This is a genomic window from Liquorilactobacillus sucicola DSM 21376 = JCM 15457 (genome assembly GCF_000612445.1).
Taxonomy (GTDB): domain Bacteria; phylum Bacillota; class Bacilli; order Lactobacillales; family Lactobacillaceae; genus Liquorilactobacillus; species Liquorilactobacillus sucicola.
Genome location: NZ_BALC01000003.1, coordinates 282,986 through 307,968 on the forward strand (window position 1 = coordinate 282,986; position 24,983 = coordinate 307,968).

20 protein-coding genes are annotated in these 24,983 nt (G+C 37.3%); 14 read left to right on the plus strand and 6 right to left on the minus strand.

What is annotated here, in order from left to right; genetic code table 11:
* Window positions 1-215 precede the first annotated feature (215 nt).
* From JCM15457_RS06705 to JCM15457_RS06720, 4 genes are all read left to right on the plus strand, one after another.
* On the plus strand, window positions 216-1,964 hold the full coding sequence (locus JCM15457_RS06705) for an ABC transporter ATP-binding protein (protein WP_034988607.1): 1,749 nt from the start codon (window positions 216-218) through the stop codon (window positions 1,962-1,964).
* Window positions 1,965-1,976: 12 nt separating this feature from the next.
* Window positions 1,977-3,731 (plus strand): ABC transporter ATP-binding protein, encoded by a 1,755-nt coding sequence (locus JCM15457_RS06710; protein WP_034988608.1) that lies wholly within the window; start codon window positions 1,977-1,979, stop codon window positions 3,729-3,731.
* Between the two features lie 26 nt (window positions 3,732-3,757).
* Window positions 3,758-4,696 (plus strand): helix-turn-helix domain-containing protein, encoded by a 939-nt coding sequence (locus JCM15457_RS06715; RefSeq protein WP_034988813.1) that lies wholly within the window; start codon window positions 3,758-3,760, stop codon window positions 4,694-4,696.
* Window positions 4,697-4,949: 253 nt separating this feature from the next.
* On the plus strand, window positions 4,950-6,158 hold the full coding sequence (locus JCM15457_RS06720) for an MFS transporter (RefSeq protein WP_034988610.1): 1,209 nt from the start codon (window positions 4,950-4,952) through the stop codon (window positions 6,156-6,158).
* A gap of 146 nt (window positions 6,159-6,304) precedes the next feature.
* Here the strand turns inward: JCM15457_RS06720 and JCM15457_RS06725 are convergent, their stop codons facing one another.
* Window positions 6,305-7,099 (minus strand): CHAD domain-containing protein, encoded by a 795-nt coding sequence (locus JCM15457_RS06725; RefSeq protein WP_034988611.1) that lies wholly within the window; start codon window positions 7,097-7,099, stop codon window positions 6,305-6,307.
* Window positions 7,100-7,472: 373 nt separating this feature from the next.
* Here JCM15457_RS06725 and JCM15457_RS06730 point away from each other — a divergent pair, with 373 nt between their 5' ends.
* The gene (locus JCM15457_RS06730) at window positions 7,473-8,855 is read left to right on the plus strand and encodes an FAD-binding oxidoreductase (RefSeq protein ID WP_034988613.1); all 1,383 of its coding nucleotides are present in this window, start codon (window positions 7,473-7,475) and stop codon (window positions 8,853-8,855) included.
* A 194-nt stretch (window positions 8,856-9,049) separates the two neighbouring features.
* Here JCM15457_RS06730 and JCM15457_RS06735 read toward each other — a convergent pair whose 3' ends face one another.
* Window positions 9,050-10,165 carry an alpha/beta fold hydrolase gene (locus tag JCM15457_RS06735; protein ID WP_034988616.1) on the minus strand — a complete coding sequence of 372 codons (1,116 nt, stop codon included), beginning with the start codon at window positions 10,163-10,165 and terminating at the stop codon, window positions 9,050-9,052.
* 153 nt (window positions 10,166-10,318) lie between these two features.
* On the opposite strand from JCM15457_RS06735, the gene JCM15457_RS06740 reads away from it, so the two are divergent.
* The 6 genes from JCM15457_RS06740 (at window position 10,319) to JCM15457_RS06760 (ending at window position 15,849) form a co-directional block, all read left to right on the plus strand.
* Window positions 10,319-10,879: a TetR/AcrR family transcriptional regulator gene (locus tag JCM15457_RS06740; protein ID WP_161633665.1), complete on the plus strand. Its 561-nt coding sequence runs from the start codon at window positions 10,319-10,321 to the stop codon at window positions 10,877-10,879.
* A 200-nt stretch (window positions 10,880-11,079) separates the two neighbouring features.
* The gene (locus JCM15457_RS06745; RefSeq protein WP_034988619.1) at window positions 11,080-11,940 is read left to right on the plus strand and encodes a hypothetical protein; all 861 of its coding nucleotides are present in this window, start codon (window positions 11,080-11,082) and stop codon (window positions 11,938-11,940) included.
* Between the two features lie 16 nt (window positions 11,941-11,956).
* On the plus strand, window positions 11,957-12,100 hold the full coding sequence (locus JCM15457_RS12220; protein WP_169790605.1) for a hypothetical protein: 144 nt from the start codon (window positions 11,957-11,959) through the stop codon (window positions 12,098-12,100).
* The gene (locus JCM15457_RS06750) at window positions 12,093-13,403 is read left to right on the plus strand and encodes a glycosyltransferase family 2 protein (RefSeq protein WP_034988622.1); all 1,311 of its coding nucleotides are present in this window, start codon (window positions 12,093-12,095) and stop codon (window positions 13,401-13,403) included. The genes JCM15457_RS12220 and JCM15457_RS06750 overlap by 8 nt, the downstream gene beginning before the upstream one ends.
* A gap of 11 nt (window positions 13,404-13,414) precedes the next feature.
* Window positions 13,415-14,530, plus strand: a complete 1,116-nt coding sequence (locus tag JCM15457_RS06755; RefSeq protein WP_034988624.1) for a family 8 glycosyl hydrolase — start codon at window positions 13,415-13,417, stop codon at window positions 14,528-14,530.
* 410 nt (window positions 14,531-14,940) lie between these two features.
* Complete coding sequence (locus tag JCM15457_RS06760) at window positions 14,941-15,849, plus strand: DMT family transporter (RefSeq protein ID WP_034988627.1); 909 nt, start codon at window positions 14,941-14,943, stop codon at window positions 15,847-15,849.
* Between the two features lie 203 nt (window positions 15,850-16,052).
* Here the strand turns inward: JCM15457_RS06760 and treC are convergent, their stop codons facing one another.
* Complete coding sequence (gene treC / locus JCM15457_RS06765; RefSeq protein ID WP_034988630.1) at window positions 16,053-17,720, minus strand: alpha,alpha-phosphotrehalase; 1,668 nt, start codon at window positions 17,718-17,720, stop codon at window positions 16,053-16,055.
* A 99-nt stretch (window positions 17,721-17,819) separates the two neighbouring features.
* Window positions 17,820-18,566 (minus strand): trehalose operon repressor, encoded by a 747-nt coding sequence (treR, locus tag JCM15457_RS06770; protein ID WP_034988632.1) that lies wholly within the window; start codon window positions 18,564-18,566, stop codon window positions 17,820-17,822.
* 210 nt (window positions 18,567-18,776) lie between these two features.
* Here treR and JCM15457_RS06775 point away from each other — a divergent pair, with 210 nt between their 5' ends.
* Window positions 18,777-20,702, plus strand: coding sequence for a PTS sugar transporter subunit IIABC (locus tag JCM15457_RS06775; RefSeq protein ID WP_034988633.1), 1,926 nt, complete (start codon window positions 18,777-18,779; stop codon window positions 20,700-20,702).
* A 288-nt stretch (window positions 20,703-20,990) separates the two neighbouring features.
* Here JCM15457_RS06775 and JCM15457_RS12530 read toward each other — a convergent pair whose 3' ends face one another.
* A complete protein-coding gene (locus tag JCM15457_RS12530; RefSeq protein ID WP_268870125.1) occupies window positions 20,991-21,116 on the minus strand; it encodes a hypothetical protein in 126 nt (41 codons plus the stop codon).
* Between the two features lie 395 nt (window positions 21,117-21,511).
* Here JCM15457_RS12530 and JCM15457_RS06780 point away from each other — a divergent pair, with 395 nt between their 5' ends.
* Window positions 21,512-22,279: a DUF1003 domain-containing protein gene (locus tag JCM15457_RS06780; RefSeq protein ID WP_034988634.1), complete on the plus strand. Its 768-nt coding sequence runs from the start codon at window positions 21,512-21,514 to the stop codon at window positions 22,277-22,279.
* A 440-nt stretch (window positions 22,280-22,719) separates the two neighbouring features.
* Here JCM15457_RS06780 and JCM15457_RS06785 read toward each other — a convergent pair whose 3' ends face one another.
* The gene (locus JCM15457_RS06785) at window positions 22,720-23,568 is read right to left on the minus strand and encodes a DUF72 domain-containing protein (RefSeq protein ID WP_034988637.1); all 849 of its coding nucleotides are present in this window, start codon (window positions 23,566-23,568) and stop codon (window positions 22,720-22,722) included.
* A gap of 216 nt (window positions 23,569-23,784) precedes the next feature.
* On the opposite strand from JCM15457_RS06785, the gene JCM15457_RS06790 reads away from it, so the two are divergent.
* Window positions 23,785-24,774: a linear amide C-N hydrolase gene (locus JCM15457_RS06790; protein WP_034988639.1), complete on the plus strand. Its 990-nt coding sequence runs from the start codon at window positions 23,785-23,787 to the stop codon at window positions 24,772-24,774.
* Window positions 24,775-24,983: the final 209 nt, after the last annotated feature.

The window sequence follows — 24,983 nt, forward strand, 5'->3', positions numbered from 1 at the left end:
GACAAAACAAACTACTTGTTCAAGTATTACCCGTACTCAATAATACCCGTTGCTATGATGTGGTTCGACCAAGTTTAGTTGGGAGCGATTCTATGTACAAAAGCTATATTTACTGTCTGAACCACCTAAAAGGATCAGTCATGTCTTTATGGATTCAAATAAGGCGCTAGAAGAGTTTAAGCTGAAAGTGATATTTTCAGTTAGGAGAGGAATTGATGGAAGAGAATTGGTTAAGAACACTATATCGGTTTGCTAACGGACACAAGGCATTATTTATTTGGTCAATCTTTTTTTCAACTTTAAGTGTATTTGCTGGAATTGTTCCATATGTAATTGGGGCAAGAATAATGACGGATATTATTGACAAGCAGTATGAGCGTCATGAAATTACTTGGCTTTTAGTATGGATGCTGATTACTTTCTTGTTTAAAACTATTTTTCATGGTATATCAACAACTCTTTCTCACCATGCAGCGTACAATATCTTAAATGATTTGAGAAATGCAATAACCAATAGATTGATGCAAACATCCCTTGGTGTTGTAAAACGTTTTTCATCTGGAACGATTAAAAACACTATTTTGGATCGAACGGAAGGTGTTGAGATTCCGTTGGCACATATGATCCCTGAGCTTTCAGCTAATATTTTTGTGATTATTGTAACAGTTGTTTATTTAGCTACAATGGATATTCGGCTGGCGTTATCTGCTTTGCTGACTATTCCACTAGCAAGTATTCCACTTTTTTTCTTGATGAAGAACTTTGAGCAAAAGTACCAAAACTATATGCGAGCTAATAATCAAGTCAATAGTGTGATGGTTGAATATATAGAAGGTATTGAAGTAATTAAGACCTTCAATCAGACGGGAACATCATTTAGAAAATTTTCAGACGCGGTTACGAGTTTCAAGGAATATACACTAAACTGGTTACAAACGGCATGGAAGACACAAAATTTAATATTTGCGCTACTTCCTTTTACACTACTAGGTGTCTTACCAGTTGGAATTTGGCTGTATTTGGATCATGTACTGACACTGAATCAACTCCTGCTAGGACTTCTACTAGCAATTGGTTTAGGCGGACCACTGAATAAATTGTCGCTTTTTACCAATGATTTTAGTGCAATGAAGCAAAGTGTCCTTAATACACAAAAGTTTTTAGAACTGCCGCTTCTTGACTTTAGAAAAAAGGAAATTGGTCGACCACTTGATGGTAGTGTAGATGTTATCAATGTTAATTTTGGCTACAAAAAGAATGAACTTGTGTTATCTAATATCAATTTGGAAATTCCTAGCAAGAGCTTTTTTGCAATTGTCGGTCCTTCTGGAAGCGGCAAATCAACGCTATTACAGCTGCTGAATAGATTCTGGGATGTTCAGAGCGGAAAAATTAGGGTGGGCAAGGTCGAACTTACAGAACTAACTCAGCAGCAGTTGAACCGAACAATTAGCTATGTTACGCAAGACAGCTTTTTATTCAAGGGAACAATAGAGGACAATATCAAGATGGGGAAACCGGATGCGACTCCACAGGAAATTGAAGCAGCAGCACATGCAGCTATGTGTTGGGATTTTATCGAAGCTCTGCCCCAAGGAATGAAAACCGAGGTCTCATTTGGTAACAATCACTTATCAGGTGGACAACAGCAGCGAATCTCTATTGCACGTGCTATTTTAAAAGATGCACCTATCATCATTCTTGATGAACCAACTGCCAGCATTGATCCGGAAAATGAACGACAGATTCAAGAATCATTGTTGCGGTTGGCACGAGATAAAACGGTTATTATGGTGGCACACCGCCTAAGTACGATTAAGAATGCAGATCAAATTATTGTTTTGGATAACGGTAAAATAGTTGGTGCAGGACAGCATGCAGAGCTATTGGAAGAATGTGCAGCTTATCAAAGATTGTGGGAGTCATATACTCAGACTGAAGAATGGCACATTTCTAATCACTAGGAGGAGGAAAGCATGTTTAACACTATCAAGAGCATTATGCGATGGAGTTCAGGGTACAAAAAGCAAATATATGTGGGTTTTCTTTATTCATTTATTGCATCGATGCTAGCAGCGATACCCTTTTGGCTCGCTTCCAGGGCAGTCATATTAGCTTATAAGAATATAAACAATAACGATTTTTCACATTTTCAAACAGTACTTTTTTTGTTCATTGAATTGAGTATTTGCTGTGCTGGAAGATTTTTGTTTTTGTATTTAAAAGCTAAGTCGCAAGAAAGTATTGGCTTCCAGATAGCAGCAGATACACGTTTAGAAATTGCTGAAAAACTAAAGAAAACATCGATGGGTTACTTCAGTAAAAACAACGTTGGCAGTCTTTTAAATGCTGTGACGACTGAACTATCAATGTTGGAATTGCAAAGTACAAAAATGATTGATGTGATCGTCAACGGCTATATTAATTTCTTGGTACTATGCCTTTTTACATTTGTCGTCGATTGGCGGGTAGGTCTAGTTGTTCTATTTGCCAGTTTGTTGGGTTCGTTGATTATAGAACTGATAAACAAAAAAAGCAGGGAAAACTCAAAAACGGCTAATCAAGTTCAGACAAAGATGGCAAATAATGTTGTTGAATTCGTTAAGGGGATTAATATAGCTAAGACATATGGGCAAGAGAGCACGGTTTTAAATGGGTTAAAAACAGTTTTTGCACAGAGTAAGCAAATTCGGTTAAAAATTCAAGCAAAATTTGTTTCGCTAAACTGTATGCTGCTGATGCTTTTAGACACAGCTACTGTATTTATTATTATTATATGTATTGCTAACCAGCGTCATGGTCAGTTAAGCTTGAACTTTTTTGTAACACTTGTGTTTTTCGCGTATGTTTTATTTAATAACATTAAAGAAATGACTGATGCGACACATATTTTAGGAGCAATAGATGATAATTTACATCATTTGAAACAACTAGAAAAAATGCCATTGATTGATACAGAGGGGATGGATCTTAAGCTCACTCATCATGAAATAGAATTTAAAAATGTCACTTTTGGATATGAGAAAGACGAAGAGAAGGTTCTGCATGATATCACAACATTGATTCCTGAAAATAAAACGACGGCAATTATTGGTCCTTCTGGAAGTGGGAAGAGCACTCTTTGTAAGTTGATAGCACGCTTTTACGATTGTGATGAGGGGCAAGTTTTAGTTGGGGGACATGATGTAAAAGACGTTTCCTATAAAAGCCTTACCGAAAACATCAGTATTGTTTTTCAGCAGCCATATTTGTTTCATGATACCATCAAGAATAACATCCTTTTTGGCAGAGCCGATGCCAGCGAAGATGAAATTATAGCTGCTAGCAAAAAAGCCTGTTGCCATGAATTTATCATGCAGCTGCCGCAGAAGTACGACACTGTTGTGGATGAAGGAGGAAACTCATTATCAGGTGGACAAAAACAGCGTTTGTCGATTGCTAGAGCGATTTTAAAAGACGCTCCTATTATTATCTTAGACGAGGCGATGGCAAGTATCGATCCAGAAAATGAACGAATATTACAGTTAGCGATAGAGTCACTTGTCGCCAACAAAACTATTATTACAATCGCCCATCGGTTAGCAACAATTCAAAATGCTGACCAAATTCTTGTAATGGACGCAGGAAAGATTGTCCAGCGGGGGAATCACCAAGAATTAATGGCAGAGGACGGAATTTACCATAATTTTGTAAATATTAGCCAAAACGCAAAAAAATGGCAGTTGGAGTAGACTTGTCAAAGGAAAAGGGGAATCAGATGAAAGCTGAAATTGGCTGGAAAACACATGAGCACGAGAAGATAAAAACTTTGGAGATCATCAATAACAATGATGCAGTTCATACGCCCTATATTAAAGTATTTGATGGCATTTCAATTTTCTTTCACCAGTATGATTTTTCAAAATTTGCTTCGCCTTTGAGAGTCACTAAAGATAGTTTACGTTTAGATTATTGTTATAGTGGGCAAGTAGATTACGATGTACCCCATAAAAAAAGAGTTTTTTTTGAACCAGGTTTTCTGAAAATTGATCGACGGTCTTTGCAGAATAAGAGTTACTCATTCCCATCGCAACAATATAGCGGAATCACGATCATAGTTAACACGGAAATCGAGGGAAAAGATTTAAAAAGTGTGCTGGGTGAAGACCTTGATGTTGCTTCTATTAGTAAAAATTACTGTGACGAGGAAGAGTATGTCTTCTTACGGACTACCTTTCTTGAACATTTTTTTGAGGATTTGCGTTCAGAGGAACTGAGACACACGTTGTCATATCTGCGCCTGAAGGTGGCTGAACTTTTGCTGTACCTTTCTTCGGAAAGAATTGCTCAAAAAATGCTGCCGCAAGAAACATTTTCTGGCGGTATGATAAGTAGGATACGCCAAATAAAACGATATATAGATCAAAACTTTACTAAGAATATTACATTAGAGGCATTGACGAGAAGGTTCGAAATTTCTGCAACTGCAATGAAAAATGGGTATCGCGATTTTTACGGGATACCCATCCATGCTTATATAAAGCATAAAAGGATTGAAACTGCTTGTCAGATGTTGAAAGACACAAATTTATATGTTTCACAGATTGCTAACGAGGTTGGCTACGCCAACCCCAGCAAATTTAGTGTTATGTTTAAGCGGGAAAAGAAATTGACACCAACAGATTTTAGAAAGTATTATCGACATCATAGACAATAGTATTTTTCCTTTAGGTATAAATTAGATTAAGTGAAGAAATAAGATATTATTCATAGTTAAGATCAGATTGTACTCATAAGCGGCAGTTAACTCTCAAGCCCAACGATTTGTATAACTGGGAAGCCTCTAGAAAAGATAAAGTACCGTTGATATACCTTTTTGGAATGACAATGACGTTTCGGGGTAGAAGAAGCTTTTAGCGGTAATGTAGACTGAGATTATGTTAAAAATTTCAGCATGAGAGGAACTGACGATGAAGAACAAACTTTTTATTTCAACACTAGTATCATATCTTGGAATATACATTACGATGCCTGTTTTGTCGGCTATTTCGACAAAAGCTCATTTGATACCGAGTCAGATTGGTATTATGATTTCTTGCGGTGCATTCGCAATGTTGCTATTCGCACCATTATGGGGGAAGATAAGTGATCGTTTTGGACGACGAATTGTAATAATCATTGGAATGTTAGGAATGGGTCTATTTTTTATTCTTTATGTTTTCCTGTTTCATTTATCAATTTCAATGAGTAAAACACTAAACTATATGGTTTATGCACTAATTGCCACACGTTTTTTACTAGGAATATTTATGACAACAACTCCAACGGCAGCGAGTGCTTACATGGCTGATATCTCGGCACCGCAAGATCGAGCGAAAGATATGGCCTCGCTGGGTTTTGCAACCGGCTTAGCGATGGTGCTGGGGCCAATGATTGGCGGAGCCGTTTCAGCGGTCGGAAACTTGTATACACCATTTTACTTGACGATTGTTGGGTTGCTTGTTTTTTCAGTTGTAATGGGATTTGCCTTGCCACGCAAGGCTGAAACTGGTCTGTCAAAAAAGAAAGAAGATTTTGCAGCAGCATCCAAGACTAAGATGAACGGTTTTTTCTCGTTTGAGCTGTTTGGCTGGCTGATAGCCGGCTGCTCTGTGATGTTCATCGTGGTAGTGCTTCAACTGGTAACCTCTTTATACTTACATGATGGTTTTAAGCAAACAGTCAATCAAAGTGCTCAAACCGCATCATTGCTGTTTTTTGTTTTAGGAATTGCATTGATGGCAGTGCAAGTGTTGCAAATGAAAGTATTACAGTGGACGGCTAAGAAAATGATGATCGTTGGTATTCCACTAATAATCGGCGGAATGCTGCTAGCAACTATAAATAGCTGGTATTATTTAATTTTTGTCAGTTATATTTTAATTGGGGCAGGAGCAGGCTTGGGAATGAGTTCTTTGTCGGCTGGTTGCTCATTAGCCGTCTCTGAAAATCAGCAAGGAGCAGTTGCTGGAACTGTTGCAATGATTCAAGGAATCGCAGGAATTGTTTCACCATTAGTTGGTTCTTGGATATACCAATTAGATCCCAAACTTCCATTCCTGTTATTTAGTTGTTTTTCATTGTTTGCTTACCTAATGTTTCTTGTGGCAACGAGAAGAAAAAAAGTTAGCGCGGTATAAAGCTTTTCTTGCAGTAGCCTTGATTTTTGCAATACTTCGACCAGTATTGCAAAATAACTAATTTTTAGAGAGCCTTAGCACAAGGACGTTAAGGTACCTTACAAAACTTGTTTTGCATGTTTAAGTTTTGTAAGGCACCTTTTTTGTTATACATCTTTTTTTGTTGAGGCAAAAATATCGTGCTGTGTTTGAGCTATTCGCAATAGTATTTTTTTAACATCGTTACTCTTAGTCTGAGTTGCAAGATATTGCAGTAACTCATAATTAACATGCGCATCGGTGATTATGCCACATTTTTTTTGGATTTGTTTGGCTTTTTTATGAATCTTTTGAGTATTTTTAGAAGTAACTTCTGCAAAGTAGTCTGCTGCATAGCGCAAGGTTTTAGCTTTTTTGCGAATTTGGTGAACACGCGAATAGTCTTGGAAGTCTAAATCGGTATAAAGTTTGAATAATTTGTTTTTTCTCCGTTTTAGCTCATCTGAAATATAGATTGACCAATCAATGTCTTTATTAAAGTTGAGGACATCTAGTTGTTTTTTAACCCGTGTAAGATAATCTGTTAATTTTTTAATTGTCGTTTTTGTTATACTGCTGCGCATTTTTTGGGCACGTTCGACATGTAAGTCATGAAAAAGTTGGCGATAATTGTTACTTTCTTGCGGGTGTGCATACGCAAATTCACTTGATTTTATAATCAAAACATCAATATCACGCAAAGAACTGAAAATTTTTGCTGCTTGGCTGAGAAAGCCATCGATAGTAGCAAAAGAGGTCGGTGACAGGGCACGTTTTAAAAATTTAAATAATCCACGGAGTGTTCGAATTGAAACACGCAGATCATGAACACGTTCTGGATCATAGGGGTTGTTGCGGTAACGGGTTAATTCCGTTTGAATCGTACTGTATTGTCGTTGCAAAATAACTAGTATCGGGTTCATAATAAAACCTCTTTTCTTAATTGTTGAAAAATAAAGTTTCAGCCGGATATCCAAGAGGAAAAGCAGATGTTAAACTATTGAGTACTTAATTATATGAAAAGGCTGCCAAAACATCAAAAATTACGTCTGCTATTTGATACAGCTATGAAAACTAACGTTGATAAGTTGAGGATAGCAGGACAAGTGTAGGTTCAAAGTTAATTATTCTGGCTAAACGGATCATTTGTGTTCGATTGGAGTGCCAATGTGCTTGAAAATGCAGTAGGTTTGTCTTATATGAATACAGAAAGTGTACATGTAGCGCGATGTTGCGTACACGATGCAGATTCATTATTGATAGATTCAGAAAATGCAGCTTAGAAAGGGGCTTTTTATGAAAAAAGGGTCAAATGAACGTCAGTGGCCAGCCTTACCTACAACCTTAAAAAAGGTGGCAGTTGCACCAGATGATTCTGGGTATGACACGGTGCGAGCTAATTACTTTCGGATCGGTACTCCTGCTTTGGTAATTATGGCAGAAACAAAAGCACAGGTAGCAGAAACTATCAGATTTGTTGCGGAGGCGCGCAAAGTACGCGGCAGTCAAATCCCCTTTTCTGTGCGTAGTGGAGGCCATGGTATTACCACTGCATCTGTCAATAATGGGGGAGTAGTTTTAGATGTTTCTCGGATGAACAAAATAACTATAGTTGATAAAGAGAAAAGGCTAGTTAGAATACAAGCTGGGGCCGTCTGGGGAGACGTTGCAAAAGCGTTAGATAAGTATCAGATGGTTATTTCCAGTGGCGATTTTGGAGACACTGGAGTCGGTGGACTAGCAACTGCAGGAGGCATTGGACTGTTGGTTAGAGAAACAGGACTTACAATAGACCATGTAATTGGAGCCGAATTAGTAACTTCAAATGGTGAGTGCCACTGGATTGATGACAAGCACAAGCCAAATCTGTTTTGGGCTATTCGAGGGGGCAGTTCACAGGTAGGAGTTGTGACAGAGTTCCTCTTTAAGGCGGATCGACTGGCGGCACCGAATGGAGAAGGCGGTACGTCCGTTACGGTCCAAAAAATTAAATATTCAGTAACAGACCTAAGCAGCTTTGTTCTAGAGTGGCAGAAGTATACAAACGCATCTTCTAGATGGCTAACTAGTTTGCTTATGATAACAGCGGATAAAAATAGTGATTTTGTAGTAGATGCTACGAATGTTTGGGCAGGACCTGAAGGTGCGAAAATGACCGCGTCCTTTAAAAAAATGTTAATGTTAGGCCATATAGAAGATCAACAACAGTCTACTATGAAATATGCGGAGCTGGTAAAAGCACCGCATGAACCGCATACGGGACAACAACCAGTTTTTGTTAAAAATGTATTAGTTAAAAACTTTACTGGCACAATAATAAATGAAATTGAAAATATGCTGAAATATGATTTTACAATGGGAATTGAACTTCGAGCTATCGGTGGCAAACTTAATGAAGTAAAAACTGGGGCAACAGCGTGGGATTTTAGAGAAGCAACTGGTTTTCTTGCTTTATGGGGGGATAAGGATCATCCACAAGAGTTAAAAAAGATATTTAAAGTTACTGAAGAAGAAGGCTTAGGGGTTTACGGAGCATACTCTAGTGAGCTAAGTGAACAGGAGAATGCTAGAGCTTGGCCTAAAGAAAAAACGAGGACGCGCTTAAGGAAAATTATGAATGAAAGTGATCCAGAGCAACTCTTTGATCAAGCAGAAGCCTTAATATATAACAATATGTGATGAATGAACCGATTACAAGAGTGATAAGCTTGGAAAACAAGTATAAATGAAACTAAAAAAACATCATTACCAGTCATGTGAATCGATCTCCAGAAGCTAGATTTATTGTAGGTTGATTCAATAGACATCATTGGCAATGATGTTTTTTTATTTATCGAACGCAATTCATTTTTATATGTGGCTCTAGTGCCAAACTACTGCAGAAATTTTTTGATTTCAGCAAAACCGAGTTCACGCCTGCCAGCCTGGCAATGCTGATCTCCACCAGAAGCTTTATCAAACATCACTGATCTGACCGAGCTAGCATTAACTAGGCCATTGGCAATTTCTGGAAGACGGCTGCTTGGCACATACTGATCATTTTCTCCCGCAAGTAGTAATACATCTTGATTGATTAATGGAAGAATTGGTCCCATATTATACTTTTGAAACTCTTTAAGTAACGCATAAGGTGTTTTAGTTCCTGTATTTTCCAAACCTTTGTTAATTTTCCAGTTTAGATCAAGATTTTGATTCATCATTGCAGCAAACTGAGCGTTGATAACTTCTTCTTGTTCCGTATCCAGCAACTGCTCGATTTTGGTCATTTTGTCATAAGGCAAGCGGACACGCAAGCCATCCATGAAACTGTAGAAAATATCAAAAGCAACGACTTTATCCAGACGTTTTTCGAACGCAGCTGCACGCATGACTAAATATCCACCAAGTGACATTCCAATTGCACTTGCACGTTTGATGTCAAAATAATCTAGAATAGCACTGATTGGTTTTTCCCAACTGTGAGTGAGTTTTATACCGTTTTTAAGTGCCGTTCCTTGACCAGGTCCGTCGAAAATATAGATATTGTAATTGAGGCCCTTCATAAAATGTGCCATTTTGACCATTTCTTCCATATATGAATCGAAACCAGCAAAGTATAAGAGGCTTCTTGTTGCTCCGGGAGTCACCAACTTGACTACAGGCAGATAACTGTTTTCATATGGAACCTTATATGATTCATATTTGAAATCATCGTATCCTTTATAAAAATTTTCACGGTATTTGTCATACACAAATTGATCTCTTGGATCGTCTGAATTTAAATAAAATTCTGCTGCCTGATAATAGGCTGAAGCAATTGACCAGTGTTCAGCACGTTCCCGTTCCTGTGCTTTTTGGAGCCAGGCTGTATACCATGATTCAGTATCTTTCAATTGTGGGATAATTTTTTTTAAATCTTGCTGTACGATGGGGTTATCCTCAAATTCATCATTTATAAAGCGATTTATCTGTAAATTAAATTGTTCATTTTGAACATATTGTTTGAACATTTTGACATACCTCCCTTTAATTTCTGTAAATTTAGTATCTATGAAATTTTAGGAAGAAACAATAAACAGCTTCTGCCAAATTATAGGATATCAAACCATTATTTTAAATTAGTGTGATATCCTACAAATGAAGGTAAGGTGATTGGTATGGTATTGGATAAAAGAAAAATAAAAACTAAAAGGTTGATAGAAATGACATTTATCAACATACTCTCTGAAAAAGAGCTTTCAAGAATAACGATAAAAGAAATTTGTGAAAAAGCATTAATAAGCAAATCGACTTTTTATGATCATTATGTTGATAAGTACGCTTTGGTAGATACCATTATTCAAGAATATTCCAACGAATTTCAAAAGGAGATCCACGAACGATTCAAATCAGTAGATGAACATAATACTTTCGAAGTAATCAGTGGTATCACACAGGGGATGGCTTTACAAAATAAAAATTTATCTACTATTTTGAGAGTTACTGGGACTGACAGTAGCCTAGAGAGCAATTTCAGAAAGATACTTTTTCGAGAATCCTTTGCTTATTTTACAAGTCATCCGATCAACAAAAGATTTTCAAGGGAATTTTTAGCAAAAATGTATGCAGAACTGGCTTTAGCATCTATAGCATACACGTTGAGCAATTATGAAGATAAGGAATTGATAAACCAGCAAGCGGATTTTATTAATTTGCTACAACAAGCAATAATCGAAAAACTTTAACTTTTGATTCAGCACTTTTTTACCTTGGTATCTTTTAAACTACCCCCAACCTAGGTGACAAAAGAGATATTTTTTTAAAAACTTATGTATTTTTTGATTAAAATAATATTCTTTAGGCAAATCTGTTTACAATTAAAATAGAACAATATAGAATCTATAAAAATGTCTTGTTTTAACAGGTCAACCATAGGGAGATTGAAATGCGTAAGTTATTTAACTTTTTTAAGTATGAATATGCGGTAGTATTACTGGCTGTTATGTTGATTTTATTGTTATATTTGACCCAAGAAATGTTTGCTGACGTATTTTGGGCCGTTTCGATCTTGAGTCTTCTGGGGCTTATAAGTGCTTTTGTACTGTCAGATGTATTGCTGACATGGTTTGTTATTTTGGTGGTGATGGCTGGAACATTTACTATGATGGCAGGAATAGTTTATTTGCCTCATTTTGAAAGAGGTATTTTGATTTTTACGTTGCCTCTTTTTAGTGGACTAGGTGCGCTTATCAAAAGTTTGGGCGGTGTGAGAGAATCTGCTCTTTCAAATAAAAGTAATATTATTAGCTATACTAATCACGTTAATTCTGTTACTAAACTAAAAAACAAAGAGAATGCTGCGCGTTTTTACGAACGCTATGTCTCATTCATTAAAAATATGGACAGTAAAGAGCTTACGGTAGCAGCAACTTGTATAAATTGGGCACATAGCAATCAATATCGTCAACAAAACTATACTGAGTACAAGCGGGTCTTAAAGGAAATAGCTGACATTTTAAAAATTCAGCGGTTGCCTGACGAAGTGATCTGTTATATAGATTCAGGTAACTTCTTGATTTTTTCTTCTAAACTTGAAAATGAATTGAAAAAAAGTGTTGATCGTCGAGTAAAAGAAAAATTATCTGAAATAAAGTATCAGGATCAAGGAATAAAGCATGATTTGCAATATAAATACGCATACCAAGCTATCAATCATAAGAATGTGAATGAATTCGGCACATTTAGGGATTTGACTAATAACTTGAAGCGACAGTTGGAGACAAGAATTGTCGTTGAGTACCAGTAGAAACGAGGTGGCTAAAGTGAGTTTAACAGATGTTTTCTTTGTATTAGCATTGATTATCAGTGCATTTTTCGCTTTCTGCACGGTAGGTTTCTTTATCTTACATTTGGTTATTTATCACAGAATAAACAAAAACTTTAAGGCGGTAGAAAAAGATGATTAGTCAAATTTTGATGATTGTAACTTTGATTTCGATTTGGTTTTCTTTAGCAATGTCTTTGATTATTTTGACGGGAGCTACCCATTTTTGGTTAAAGAACAGCCGTGCTAAGTCAGTTGTAAAACCACTGCCGTATTATCCTTTAATTACAGTTGTTGTACCGGCACATAATGAGGAAGTTGTAATAGCACAAACTGTTAAAGCTATCTTAGATATGAATTATCCACAAGCAAGAGTTGAGTTGCTGTTGTTTGCAGATAACTGCAGTGACGGTACTTATAGGGTAATGAAGTATATTAAGCAGTTGCCTGAGTATCAAAAGCGAAACATTAAAATAATTAAACGAACGGGCTCAGGAGGCAAAGCCGGCGTTTTGAATGATGCCTTAAAAATGGCGCATGGCCAATATATTGGTGTCTATGATGCTGATGCGATGCCAGAAAAAAATGCACTTTATTTTTTAGTCGCGGAAGCCTTAAAGGATCCTGAGCGTCACGTCGCTGCTTTTGGAAGAAATAAAACGCGCAATGCAACGCAAAACTTTTTGACACGCTGTATCAACCAGGAAATAGTTGTTACTCAGCGGATTCAGCACATAGGTTTGTGGCATTTGTTTAAGATTGGAAGAATACCAGGAACCAATTTTATAATTAACGCTGAGTTTGTAAAAAGCATTGGAGGATGGCGCAACGGAGCATTAACTGAAGATACAGATATTTCTTTCAAAATAATGCAGAGTGGGAAATTAATTGCTCTAGCGTACAATTCCGAGGCGTTTCAGCAGGAACCTGAAAATTTGAAAGCATATTATATGCAGCGCAAAAGATGGGCCAAGGGAAACTATGAGGTTGTTATCGCTAATTTTAAGCATCTTTTTGATAGAAGCAATTGGAGGGTGAAGTTCGAGACCTTTTATTATGTCTCTACATTTTTGTGGTTTAATTGTGCGATTATTTTATCGGATATTATTTTCTTTTCGAACGTCATAGTTTTAGCATTAGGACTGTTCGTTCCTAACTTGCAGTTGCCTTTTATGTTTTCAGCAAGCAACATTTATATCGCGCAGATCTTGTTCTTCAATTGGGCATTGATGATTCTTTTGTACCTGCTTCAAATCAGCATGGCTTTAGTCACGCAGTTTGGCCAAGCAACTTCGGAACAGATCTGGCTAGGGTTAGCGTCATACTTTACCTACTCGCAGCTTTTCATCGTTGTTTCGATTTCTGCTGTCTGTTCAGTAATGATGGATAGGATCCTGCGCCGCGATGGCAACGTTTGGGTAAAAACAAAACGATTTAATGACTGAGAGGAAGTAATGTGAAAAAAAATATTTTAAATTATATTTCATTCAGTTTTCTGTTGCTAATCTTTATCAGTGTCTTGATCTTTGTGCGTCTCAATGAAACAGAAAATGTCGAAAAAAATCTCTATCAGCAGTGGCGCACTGCATTTTTTGTTTCAGACAAAAATGCAGCCTATATTCGAACGCAAAAAAGTGCTCAAAAAGCAACTGTCCTATCTGAAGGGCAGGGCTATGGACTCTTATTGACAGTCAAGGCGGCTAAACAAGGATATGCATCCCAAAAGGATTTTGATAAACTGTACAATTACTATCTTAAAAATAGAGATACAGGAACTGAATTAATGTCGTGGAAACAGACGATTTCAAAGCAGGGAACAATAAAAAAATACAAAAATAATGCAACCGACGGAGATCTGTACATTGCATATGCATTAATTGAAGCGGGGAAAAAATGGCCCCAACAAGCAATAAGGTATAATAGGCAAGCCAGAATGATATTGAATGATTTGTTGAAGTATAGTTACAACAGTAAAACAAAGAGCTTGACAGTTGGAAATTGGGCAACAAATAGCTCTGAGTACAGTAATTTGTTGCGTACTTCAGATGTTTTACCGGCACAGTTCGATGAGTTTTATCACTTCACCCAAAACGAAACATGGTTGTTGCTAAAAGACTCAATGCTGCAAAAACTGCAAAATCTTAGCACCCAGCATAAAACTGGGCTAGTGCCTGATTTTGCATGGATCGAGGGAACAAAAGTACTCCCAGCTGGTCCGAAGGATGTTGCGTCTAGATATGATGGTTACTATTACTATAATGCTTGTCGTGTTCCATATAATTTAGCACAAAGCAAAGATAGTATTAGCCAGCGAGTATTGAATAAAATGCTGAACTTTTTTATGACAGAAAAGTATATCACAGGTGGCTATAGACTTGATGGTCAAAAATTAAATGATTATCAATCTGCAAGTTTTGCCGCCCCATTATTGTTTGCATCTTTGCGCAATCCAAGTTATTACAAGCTAGTGCAGCAAGAGAAATTTATTTTTATGCAAAAACTGGATACTGCCAATTACTATCAATCGACGATGGTAGTTTTAACTGCAATCGATAGCTTAAAGGAACGCTGATAATGATAGTGAATGCAACAAGATAACATTTCTTATGGAGTATAACTGCAAAGTGCAACGTGAAACACGCTAATTGTATAACACAAGTTTTAAAAAGGAAGAGGCTGGATCAAAAGAAAATTTTTGATTCATCCTTCTTTTTTTATGCTGGATAAACGTGGTTCTAATTCAAAATCATATGTTTTAAGTTATTTATGCCAAAGGGCTTGCCAAGGGCGTAATTTAAAGTTAATACTTAGACTTTATCGTTTTATGGTACACGCTTTTTTGCCTTGAAACTGTGTCATTTTGAAACATCTGTACTTGACTGAAAAATAAATAATTAAGCATTTTAAACTGTGTTGACTGCATATATGTTTAAGTATAAACTGGCATAATAGCTTTGAATCAAACAATCGAGGAGTGTTGGAATGAAATTACAAAAGTGGCAGGCAAATGTTGTACTTTTGCTTACGGCTATGATTTGGGGAGCAAGTTACATCTTTATCAAGCAAGCAATTAGAAGTGGCATGCCAGCCGGGATGATAAATGCGATCAGAGGTTTTATTTTTGCAATGCTAATATACCTTTTCTTCCATAAAAAAATCAATAAGATGACGCGAACGGATCTTAAGGTAGGAACTATTGCTGGTGTGATCAACTTTGCTGGCTATCAGTTGCAGACAACTGGTTTAAGATATACAACTCCCAGTAATAGTGCTTTTCTTACGGCAACCTATGTTGTAATGATTCCCTTTATCGTGTGGATATTTTACAAAAGAAAACCGTTGCTCAAAAGTTATTTTTCCATCGCTATTTGTTTTTTAGGGACTGTTTTTTTAACTAATGTTGTGAATAATGGCTTCAGCCTTGAACTCGGAGATTCTTTGACTTTAGCGAGTGCATTCTTTTTTGCTTGGCAAATCGTGCATTTCAGTAATGCGGTTGCCAATTCTGATCCGTTTATTGTTTCATTCATGTTGGGAAGTGTTCAAGCAGTGGCTAGTCTGGTGTGGTCTTTGTTTTTTGAACAATCGCATTATGCGACAATAAATTGGAACGCGGCAATACCACCAGTGCTGATTCTAGGTGTTTTTGCGTCTTTTGGAGCACAAACATTGCAAGTTGTTGGGCAGAAATTTACTGACTCAACTTCAGCTGGGCTAATTTTGATGACTGAATCTTTATTTGGAAGTATTTTTTCTGTGATCTTAGGCTTTGATAAGCTTGAAAGTAATCTTATAATTGGTGGTTTGTTGATAGTGTTGGCTATTTTCATAATGGAATTCAATGCTCAGAGAATCTTTTTGCATAAAAAAATACTTCCCCAGAACAAGTAAAAGCATGTTTTTATTTGTGAAAAATATTATGGAACAGTAAAATGATTGAAAATGTATGCGCAGATTGCTTGAAAAATTTATAACAGCTATAAAGCCTGAAAAAAATAAAAACTGGGACTGACCGGCAAAAAGCCGAAAAGTCCCAGTTTTTATTTAATTTAATTACATATTGAGGAGAGATCAAAAGTGAGTATTTTGCATGATTAAAACTTCAAAACCAATGCTTCATATGGGCGCAGAGTTATTCTTTCACTGAGGCGTGTAATTATTATGTTGTAGTTTGAAAGTAATGTTGTTACATTTTTGTGCTGGAATCGTTTTGGCAAGACGATATTTGTTGAATTACCGTAGAAATTATTTAAAACGATCATTTGCTGGTCCTGTTTATTTTCATGAAGGTAGCGTTCATATGCAAGTACTTGAGAATCATCTTCCAATAAGCTTCTAAAATGACCAATGGAAATTAATTTCTCATTTCTGCGTAGCTGGATCAATTTTTGATAATAATTGAATATCTCACCATGATCCAGTTCAGCATCAACATTAATCGTATCTTGGCCCGTAGGACGCAACCACGGTCTGTGTTGTGAAAAGCCAGCATTAGAACTACTATTCCAATGCATTGGCACTCGAGAATTATCACGTGATTTAGCTTTGATCAAGTTCAAGGCTGTTTCACTATCGTGTCCTTTTGCCAAGAGTTCATGGTAGGCGTTCAAACTTTCAACGTCGACATAATCGTCAATTGAGTGGTACTTAGGATTCACCATTCCTATTTCTTCCCCCATATAGATGTAAGGGGTACCACGCATTAAGTGAATCACGGTTGCCAGAAGCTCAGCAGATTTTACGCGGTAATGTATAGGGTCGCCAAAACGATTGAGTGCCCATGGTTGATCGTGGTTGTTCCAAAATAGTGCGTTCCAGCCGCCACCACGGTCCATCTGGGTCTGCCACTCAAAGAAAAGTTGTTTCAGTTTTTTGAAATCAAAGGGTACTTTGGACCATTTTTGACCATTGTCATAATCAACTTTAAGGTGATGGAAGGTGAAAACCATGGATAATTCATTTTCCTCAGGGTTAGAATACTCGATGCAGTTCTTGATGCTGGTTGAAGACATTTCTCCAACGGTGATTGCCTCAGGATCTTTCCCAAAACTGGAATGATTGAGTTCTTTTAAATATTTATGAACGACTGGAGTGTCAGTATAGAGAGACTTTTCTTGAATTGGATCAGTAGAATCAATCAATTGTTCACTTTTTCCCGTGACATTGATTACATCAAAGCGGAAGCCTTGGACACCTTTACTACGCCAAAAGTTAACGATAGCGGCTGCCTCTTTGCGAACATTGGGGTTATGCCAATCAAGATCAGCTTGTGATTTGTCGTACAGATGAAGGTAGTAAAGATCAGTTTCTCCGAATTTTTCCCAGGCGGAACCACCGAATTTAGATTGCCAATTAGTTGGCAGCGCACCATTCTTTTTAGCTGGGCGTAGATAAAAGTATTTTTGATATTTTTTATCCCCTGCCAATGCTTTTTGAAACCATTGATGTTCAGTAGAACAGTGATTGAGAACCATATCAAGCATTACACCAACGTTTATTTTTTTTAAAGCAGCAACCAACTCTTCAAAATCGGACATTGTTCCAAATTTAGGATCAATATTATAATAATCGGCAATATCATAACCGTTGTCATTTTGCGGTGACACAAAAAAGGGATTAAACCAGATCATATCAACATTTAATTTTGAAATGTAATCAATTTTTTCGATTATGCCGCGTAGATCACCTATACCATCATTATTGCTATCATAGAATGATTTGGGATAGATTTGATAAATAACTTTATTGCCTAAGTTTGGCATAAGACCGCCTCCTCTAATTTAAGTTATAGATTCATAACAATACTCAAAATTTTCTTTTCTCAGCTTGGAAACTCGATTTGTACCACTATATAAAAAAATTTATTTAAATGATATTTTTCTGCGGCGGGCGAAATCGACGAACTTAAAACGATCAGGTCTGTGATATGATGCGGTCAGCTGAAAGGGCATCGTATCAGCTAGATAGGTCATACTACGGACAACTACTGCTAAATTACTGTCCCCCAAGGCTAGTAGAGAAGCAATACGCTTGGAGACAGGTTCAACAGTGATCTCCTTTGTTGCATAGGAGATCTTTAGTCCCAGGTCATTTTCGAAATATGCATAAAGTGAGCCAGCGGCAGCCTCATCTGGAACCTCGGCAATTGGAGGATCCAATAGATAATCTTCATCCAGTACAACTGGCAGATTCTCTATCTTACGCAGCCTCTCAATATGCAGTGCAGTTCGGTCACTATCTACATGGCCCTTAGCAAGATCAGAGGGAATTACATCTCTTTTTTTTCGCAAGACATCAGTTGTAGCATTCATGTTTAGTGTTTTATTTAGTTCTTGGAAACTTGTGATGCCAGAAATTGGAAATGAGAAACGTTGAATGTCTAATACAAGTGACCCCTTGCCCCGTATTTTCTGGATTAAGCCCAACTCTGTCAGCTGTTTTAACGCTTTACGGACCGTTTCGCGTGAACTCCCATAAAGATCACATAGCTGATATTCACTTGGTAGAAAGTTTCCTGGTTGGTACAGTTCATGCTGTATTTTGAGGGCAATATCTTGTGCAATATTGTCCTGTTTACTCTTAATATTTTTTCGCTTATCTATGGACATAAAGTCTGTCAGCTCGCTTTTCTAAGTTTTAACAATTTTTATTTAATCACATTTTGTATAGACAAGCAAGATAACAATATAAGTAATTATTTGTTTTTTAAATAAAGAGTGTTAAACGCTTTCTCTCAAATTGTTGACATCTTGACTATACAAGTTGTATGATTTTTGTAGATGCTGAGAAAGCGGTTAATAAAGGGGGAGGAAAAGCAGATGGCTCAAAGTAAAAAAATGCAACTTGTGGCACCGGCTGATGGTAAAGTGTTGGCACTTAATAAAACATCCGATCCGGTTTTTTCTGAAGGTACAATGGGTGAGGGCTTCGGATTAGAACCGGATAATGGTAAAATCGTTTCGCCTGTCAGCGGAACAATTTCAATGGTAGCCGATACTAAACATGCAGTTGGCATTACCACTGCTGCTGGCTTAGAAGTTCTTGTACACATGGGAATAGATACAGTCGGTCTAAATGGTAGAGGATTCACCATGTCTGTGAAAAGCGGTCAGAAGATAAAAAGTGGAGATTCTTTAGCAACAATGGACCTGAAGACCGTAGCAGACAAAGGTTTAGCCAAAACGGTTATGGTAGTTGTTACCAATTCCAAAGAAAAATTAGAAGGATTGGATCTTGTGGAAGGCCAGGCTCAGGCTGGGGCAACGGTTGCAACTGCATATGCAAAGCAGAATAAAAAGCGCTCAAAGAAGAAAGATTTCGACGAACTGGCAACTACTATTGTAGCTAATGTTGGTGGTAAGGAGAATGTTAATAGTCTGATTCATTGTATTACACGTTTGCGATTTACACTTAAAGATGAAAAGATCGCTAATGACGATAATTTAAAGGAAACTGATGGAGTAATTGATGTAATGCATGCTGGAGGGCAGTATCAAGTTGTTATCGGTAATGAAGTTACGCAAGTTTATGACGCAGTAATGAAGCAATTAGGGGATAATCTTGATGCTGCTAGTCAGACACCTCCAGAAGATGATGGAAGAAACCCTCTCAGCCGTGCTTTCGGCAATCTTATTGGTTTTATCACTGGAGCGATGAGCCCAGTGATTGGCGTTATTGCTGCTTCTGGTATTATTAAAGGAATTTTGGCACTATTGACCTTGCCGCAACTAGGTTCTCTACTGAACGCCAAAAGTACGGTTTATCTGACGGTGAGTGCGATGGCTGATTCAGCATTTTACTTTTTACCTATTCTAGTAGGGTTTGCTGCAGCCAAACGTTTAGGCAGTGATCCAATTGTTGCCGCAACTATTGGTGGCGTGTTAGCTTATCCTCAAATCGTAACTTGGGGCCAATCGTTCAAGCAAATGTTTGAAATTGGTGGCTTTCAATTTCAATTTTTAAATTATACTTATTCGATTTTTCCAATGATTTTGGCAGCTTGGATGGCTAAGAAACTAGGAACATGGCTCAAGGATCATCTTCCAAGTTACTTACAGATGATTTTTAATCCATTGATTACCGTGTTGATTGTTTCTGCGATTACATTAGTAATCACAGGGCCAATTATTCAAGGAGCAGCAAACGGAATCGCTGATTTTATTAATTGGCTCGTTCATGTTTCTGGCTGGACAGGCGGTTTGATTATCGGTGGTTTTTATCAAGTGCTTGTTATTTTCGGTCTACACTGGGGTGTTGTTCCATTGGTTGCACAACAAATTGCTGGTAGTGGTGAAAGTGCTTTGAACGCAATTATATCTGTAACGATGGTCTCTCAGGGAGCGGCTGTTTTAGCAGTAGCAATTAAATCAAAGAAAACTAATATAAAAGAACTTGGAATAGCTGCAGCAATCTCAGCGTTTTGTGGTGTTACAGAGCCGGCAATTTATGGTGTCAATTTGCGATATAAGAAAGTCTTTATTTCAGGTTTGATTGGATCAGCAGCAGGAGGGTTTGTAACGGGGTTGATGCATGGCTCAATGTTCGGTTTTACAGGGTCGTTGATTGGCTTTTCATCATTTTTCAATGCGAAAAATCCTGCGGATCTGAATAGCTTTTATGCTTTTCTTCTTTCAAGTGCGGTTGCTTTAATAGTGTCCTTTGTCTTAACTTGGGTATGGGGCTACAACGATAAGATGACACTGAGTAAAAAAGTCGAAAAAAAGAGGAAACCAGGCACTTACTGATCTTAAATCTCGTGGTTAGTGTTGAATAAAGATTAATGTGAAAATATATTTTAATATACAAAATGAGGGCCTGGGTCAAAAGTTAAATTTGACCCAGGCCCTCTATTTATTCCATATAAACGTGTTACAAAAGTTAAAATTCTCCATCTAACTCGAACTAATTTATAGTAAAGTACTCGCTATTAATTTCGCGTTAGTATTAAAATCTTACCGACTTTGTATTGGCTCGTTTAACGTTAGAAAATAGTGGTGCGAAAAACCAGTTTACCAGTTACTGCAGGGATAATGTCAACTATTCTTCTTTGAGAGACGTCTTTTATGATAATGATGCAGTTTTTCCAAAAAAACGAAAGTAAATTGAAGTATTGTGATCAATAAAGATAACTTAGCCCAGAATCCTAGCTTGTTTTTCATAGTAACCTCCTCGATTCTTCTATTACGTACGGCCAACTAACTACTTTCAGTATAAGATATGATCTTATTATTAACAATTTTATAGCCTGTTACTCTTTTGAATGGAGAGAAATGTTTGATAGAATAAAGTTAGTTTAATTCAAAAGCTATGAAAGCACTTTTTCGAATTACTATAATTGACATTGTAATTTTAAGAGTATATAGTGCGGATGTAGTGGAACTTTTTGGCGCTCTAAGAAAGGTGGTGGGTTCTATGTCTGATAATCATATATCTTCTTCAGCCGGTGATGATGGTCCCGCGTCTAGTCAGGCACAGATGGACATTTAGCCCATCTGCCCATTGGACACTGATTGCACGGGAAGTTTAGTATTCAAACGAGGTGCTTATATCTCTAATGAAGAAAAAATTTGATCGTACATTTAATTGTGTAGCAGACCATAAACAATATGATCTGGTAGATGGTGTATTCTTAGGAGACTTGGATGGTCCTTTGAAGGCGTTGATTCGTCGGGACTTTCCTAAGGCGACAAATGAGGACTTTATTTGTAGTGGGCATCTGGTTCATTATCGGCTGTTGAAAATGGATCAGATGATTGCAAAGGACTATCGCCAAAATAATAAGCTTAACCGTAAACTCACACGAGTAATGGAGAAAGATGCTTATCAAATGGTGGATGTTCGTGAGCAGTTGGAAGACTCACTGACATTTGGTCAAAGAATTGCGGATGCTGTTGCGCACTTCGGGGGTAGCTGGCCATTTATTATTTCTTTTATTGCAGTAATGTTCTTTTGGATTCTAATCAATACTTTTCATTGGCTAGGGTTCAACTTTGATCCGTATCCTTTTATTTTGTTGAACCTTTTTTTAAGCATGGTAGCTGCGATTCAGGCTCCGCTGATAATGATGAGTCAGAATCGTTCGTCAGAGTATGACCGCTTAGAGTCGCGGAACGATTATCATGTAAACTTAAAATCTGAAGAGGAGATTCGAGTGTTGCACTCTAAAATCGATCATATGATTCAGCAAGATCAGCCTAATCTGTTACAAATTCAAAAGATTCAGACTGAGATGTTAGGGTCAATCGAATCTCAGGTCAGTGAATTAAGGCGTCTTCAACAGTATTTTGAGAAGGAAGAGTTAAAAAAGAATAGTGAATCTTAGTAATCTGCAAGTGAAAGAAAGTATGAGATCTTTGTAAAAAGAAACGCAATTAACTGAATATTGATTGAAAATTTATTGAATGACATGAAGGCTGCTACTAGTTGTAGAGTAGCCGTTTAGGTCAGGGAGTGCGACATAATTAGGTAAATTTGAGTACTAACGCGAAATTGCGAGCATGGTAAGTGGTTTACTATGGGCTATTCAAATTAGACGGAGAATTTTGACTTATGGAACACGTTTATCCCGAATAAATAGAGGAGCTAGGTTAGAATAAGGAATGCCGCCAAAGCTAAAGTGAAAACTTTAACTCTGGCGGCATTTTTTGGCTTAGCTCCGCTTTATTACGCCTGTGTAATATTCAAAATTTAGCGATCGTTACACACCCACACTTTTAGGGTGAGTATAGTTAGTGAGCTTTTATTACAAAAGATTGCGCGGCTCTAAAACAAATCTAGCTGTTCAGGTGGTAATGGTCCGAGCCCTTTGAAATTAATACCAAGTAATTTTTTGAGTTCCAATGCATTTGGTGCGGCATCGCCACCAGAATTATTATTAAAAATGACGCAAACTTCTTTAACGCTTTTTTGCAAGTCTTCGATTTTTTGTTTAAAAAAAGTTAACTCCTCAGTGTTGTAATTGTAAAGAGTACGTTTTTTACGCCAGTCTTTGTCGCTGTTGAGCCATCCTTGCTGATTGCGGCCATGAAGCCGCAATAAAAGTAGTTCAGGTGTAGTCACAACCGGATAGAAAGGCACAGAGGCCACTGTTTGTGATGGTTCATCAATTGCTGCAAGTGTAAAATGTTCTTGACGGCAAAAGGCAATTAATGAATCGACCACTTGGGGAGAGTACCAGCTTTTGTTGCGAAATTCTAGGGTCAATGGCAAAGTAGAAAGCTGTGCACGAAAGTATTTTAAATAATTGACATTTTTTTGAGTTGCGTTAAAAAAGGGCGGAAACTGGCAAAGGATTGTTTTTAGCTGCTTTGTTGCAACCAATGGCTTAACCGCTATTGAAAATTGCTGAAACTTTTCTCTCAGCTGTGTTGTATCCAGCTGTTCACCTGGATGACCAGTTAATGCTCGATTGGACTTAACAATGAATTGAAAAGCGGATGGGACCTGCTGCTGCCATTTTTGAATGGTCGTTAATTGTGGAATACCATAGAAAAAAGTATCAAGTTCAACAGTTGGAAAATGAGCTGCATATTCATCTAATCTAACAGGTCTGTCCTGATTATTGATCAATGCGTGGTGTTCGCTCCATGTGGTTAGTCCAAGTGTGATCATAATATCGTACTCTCTTCCATAATAGTATCTGTCTGAATAATCGTTAAGTTAACCCTAATATTATATTTAATTTAAACACATTACGAAAGGATTTGCATTTTTTTATATTAGCTGAAGGCTATGAAAAAATAGTGCAATTGAGAAGTAATTTTGCTCGTTTTCAATTATGATGAGTAAAAAGCTATATGTTTCAGCAAATATAAAGGAGATTTTGCTATGTGTACCAGTATTTCTCAGACCGCTTCTAATGGCACTCACGTATTTGCGCGCACAATGGACTGGTCACAACTACAGAGCAGCCTGTTATTTATTCCGCGCAATTATAAATGGCATTCTGCCTTCGACAATAAAAAACATACTAGTCAATATGCAATGATTGGTGTTGGCCATGACAACAGCAGTCAAATTGATGTTTTGGACGGTGTTAATGAGTATGGGCTCAGTATTCAAAAATTAACTTTCAAGAATGGTAGCAAATTAATTGTTAATCCAACAAACACCAAGACTTCGTTAGCTCCGTTTGAATTACCATTGTATCTATTGGGGTGTTTTAAATCTATTGCGGATATAGAAGGACATCTTGCCGAGATTCAACTGATGAGCGGCAAAAATGCAGTAAAGTCATATGGAGATCCAGAGCTGCACTATGCTGCGATGGACCCAACAGGACGAACTATACTGCTAGAGCCTACCGAGCAACCGTTGAAACTAGAAGAAAATCCAGTGGGAGTAGCAACAAATGTTTTTGATTTTAAAAAGCAGCTTGAACGATTAGAGGCTTATTTGGATTTCAAGTCAGAATTCTCAGAACAATATTCTCCACTTGGAACGACGAAAGTTAGTACCGGCCATTTTGCAGGCAAAAAGGTTCCATCAAGTTCCTACACCCCTAGTGCTCGCTTTATCAGAGCGGCATACTATAAGGAAAGAACTGATACTCCGCAAGATGAAACTAATGCAATTGTCAGTACCTGGCATTTGCTTAATAGTGTAAGTGTTCCTAAAAGTAAAGCCTATCAGCGTAATTATTCTGTATATCGTGCAGCAGCTTGTTTAGAATCGCTAACCTATTACTTCGAACCGTATAATCGGCTTGGGATCACTACCTTGAAATTGACGAAAAAGATGCTTCGCTGGGAGAAACCACATTTCTATCCTGTAGCTGATCGGTTGAGCACATACACAGTAAATGCTGATAAGATATGAGTAAAACGGAAGTTTAAATGTGGGCGGTTATTGCAGAGCATTATGTCCGTGACAGGTAGAATAAAAATTAAAAAAGTATTTTGAAAAAATTAATCAAAACAGTTGAAATCGCTATCAAAAAGCTTTAATATAATAAGTGAAGTTGTTCACAATAGTGAATTGCTTGAAATGATTTGTAGTTAATAAGGTGTAGGAGGGGATTATTAAAT

What these genes read in the sequence shown, in the direction of transcription:
- JCM15457_RS06705 (WP_034988607.1), top strand. Translation starts at nt 216, where the DNA reads ATGGAAGAGAATTGGTTAAGAACACTATATCGGTTTGCTAACGGACAC.
- JCM15457_RS06710 (WP_034988608.1), top strand. Translation starts at nt 1,977, where the DNA reads ATGTTTAACACTATCAAGAGCATTATGCGATGGAGTTCAGGGTACAAA.
- JCM15457_RS06715 (WP_034988813.1), top strand. Translation starts at nt 3,758, where the DNA reads ATGAAAGCTGAAATTGGCTGGAAAACACATGAGCACGAGAAGATAAAA.
- JCM15457_RS06720 (WP_034988610.1), top strand. Translation starts at nt 4,950, where the DNA reads ATGAAGAACAAACTTTTTATTTCAACACTAGTATCATATCTTGGAATA.
- JCM15457_RS06725 (WP_034988611.1), bottom strand. Translation starts at nt 7,099, where the DNA reads ATGAACCCGATACTAGTTATTTTGCAACGACAATACAGTACGATTCAA.
- JCM15457_RS06730 (WP_034988613.1), top strand. Translation starts at nt 7,473, where the DNA reads ATGAAAAAAGGGTCAAATGAACGTCAGTGGCCAGCCTTACCTACAACC.
- JCM15457_RS06735 (WP_034988616.1), bottom strand. Translation starts at nt 10,165, where the DNA reads ATGTTCAAACAATATGTTCAAAATGAACAATTTAATTTACAGATAAAT.
- JCM15457_RS06745 (WP_034988619.1), top strand. Translation starts at nt 11,080, where the DNA reads ATGCGTAAGTTATTTAACTTTTTTAAGTATGAATATGCGGTAGTATTA.
- JCM15457_RS06750 (WP_034988622.1), top strand. Translation starts at nt 12,093, where the DNA reads ATGATTAGTCAAATTTTGATGATTGTAACTTTGATTTCGATTTGGTTT.
- JCM15457_RS06760 (WP_034988627.1), top strand. Translation starts at nt 14,941, where the DNA reads ATGAAATTACAAAAGTGGCAGGCAAATGTTGTACTTTTGCTTACGGCT.
- treC (WP_034988630.1), bottom strand. Translation starts at nt 17,720, where the DNA reads ATGCCAAACTTAGGCAATAAAGTTATTTATCAAATCTATCCCAAATCA.
- treR (WP_034988632.1), bottom strand. Translation starts at nt 18,566, where the DNA reads ATGTCCATAGATAAGCGAAAAAATATTAAGAGTAAACAGGACAATATT.
- JCM15457_RS06775 (WP_034988633.1), top strand. Translation starts at nt 18,777, where the DNA reads ATGGCTCAAAGTAAAAAAATGCAACTTGTGGCACCGGCTGATGGTAAA.
- JCM15457_RS12530 (WP_268870125.1), bottom strand. Translation starts at nt 21,116, where the DNA reads ATGAAAAACAAGCTAGGATTCTGGGCTAAGTTATCTTTATTGATCACA.
- JCM15457_RS06780 (WP_034988634.1), top strand. Translation starts at nt 21,512, where the DNA reads ATGAAGAAAAAATTTGATCGTACATTTAATTGTGTAGCAGACCATAAA.
- JCM15457_RS06785 (WP_034988637.1), bottom strand. Translation starts at nt 23,568, where the DNA reads ATGATCACACTTGGACTAACCACATGGAGCGAACACCACGCATTGATC.
- JCM15457_RS06790 (WP_034988639.1), top strand. Translation starts at nt 23,785, where the DNA reads ATGTGTACCAGTATTTCTCAGACCGCTTCTAATGGCACTCACGTATTT.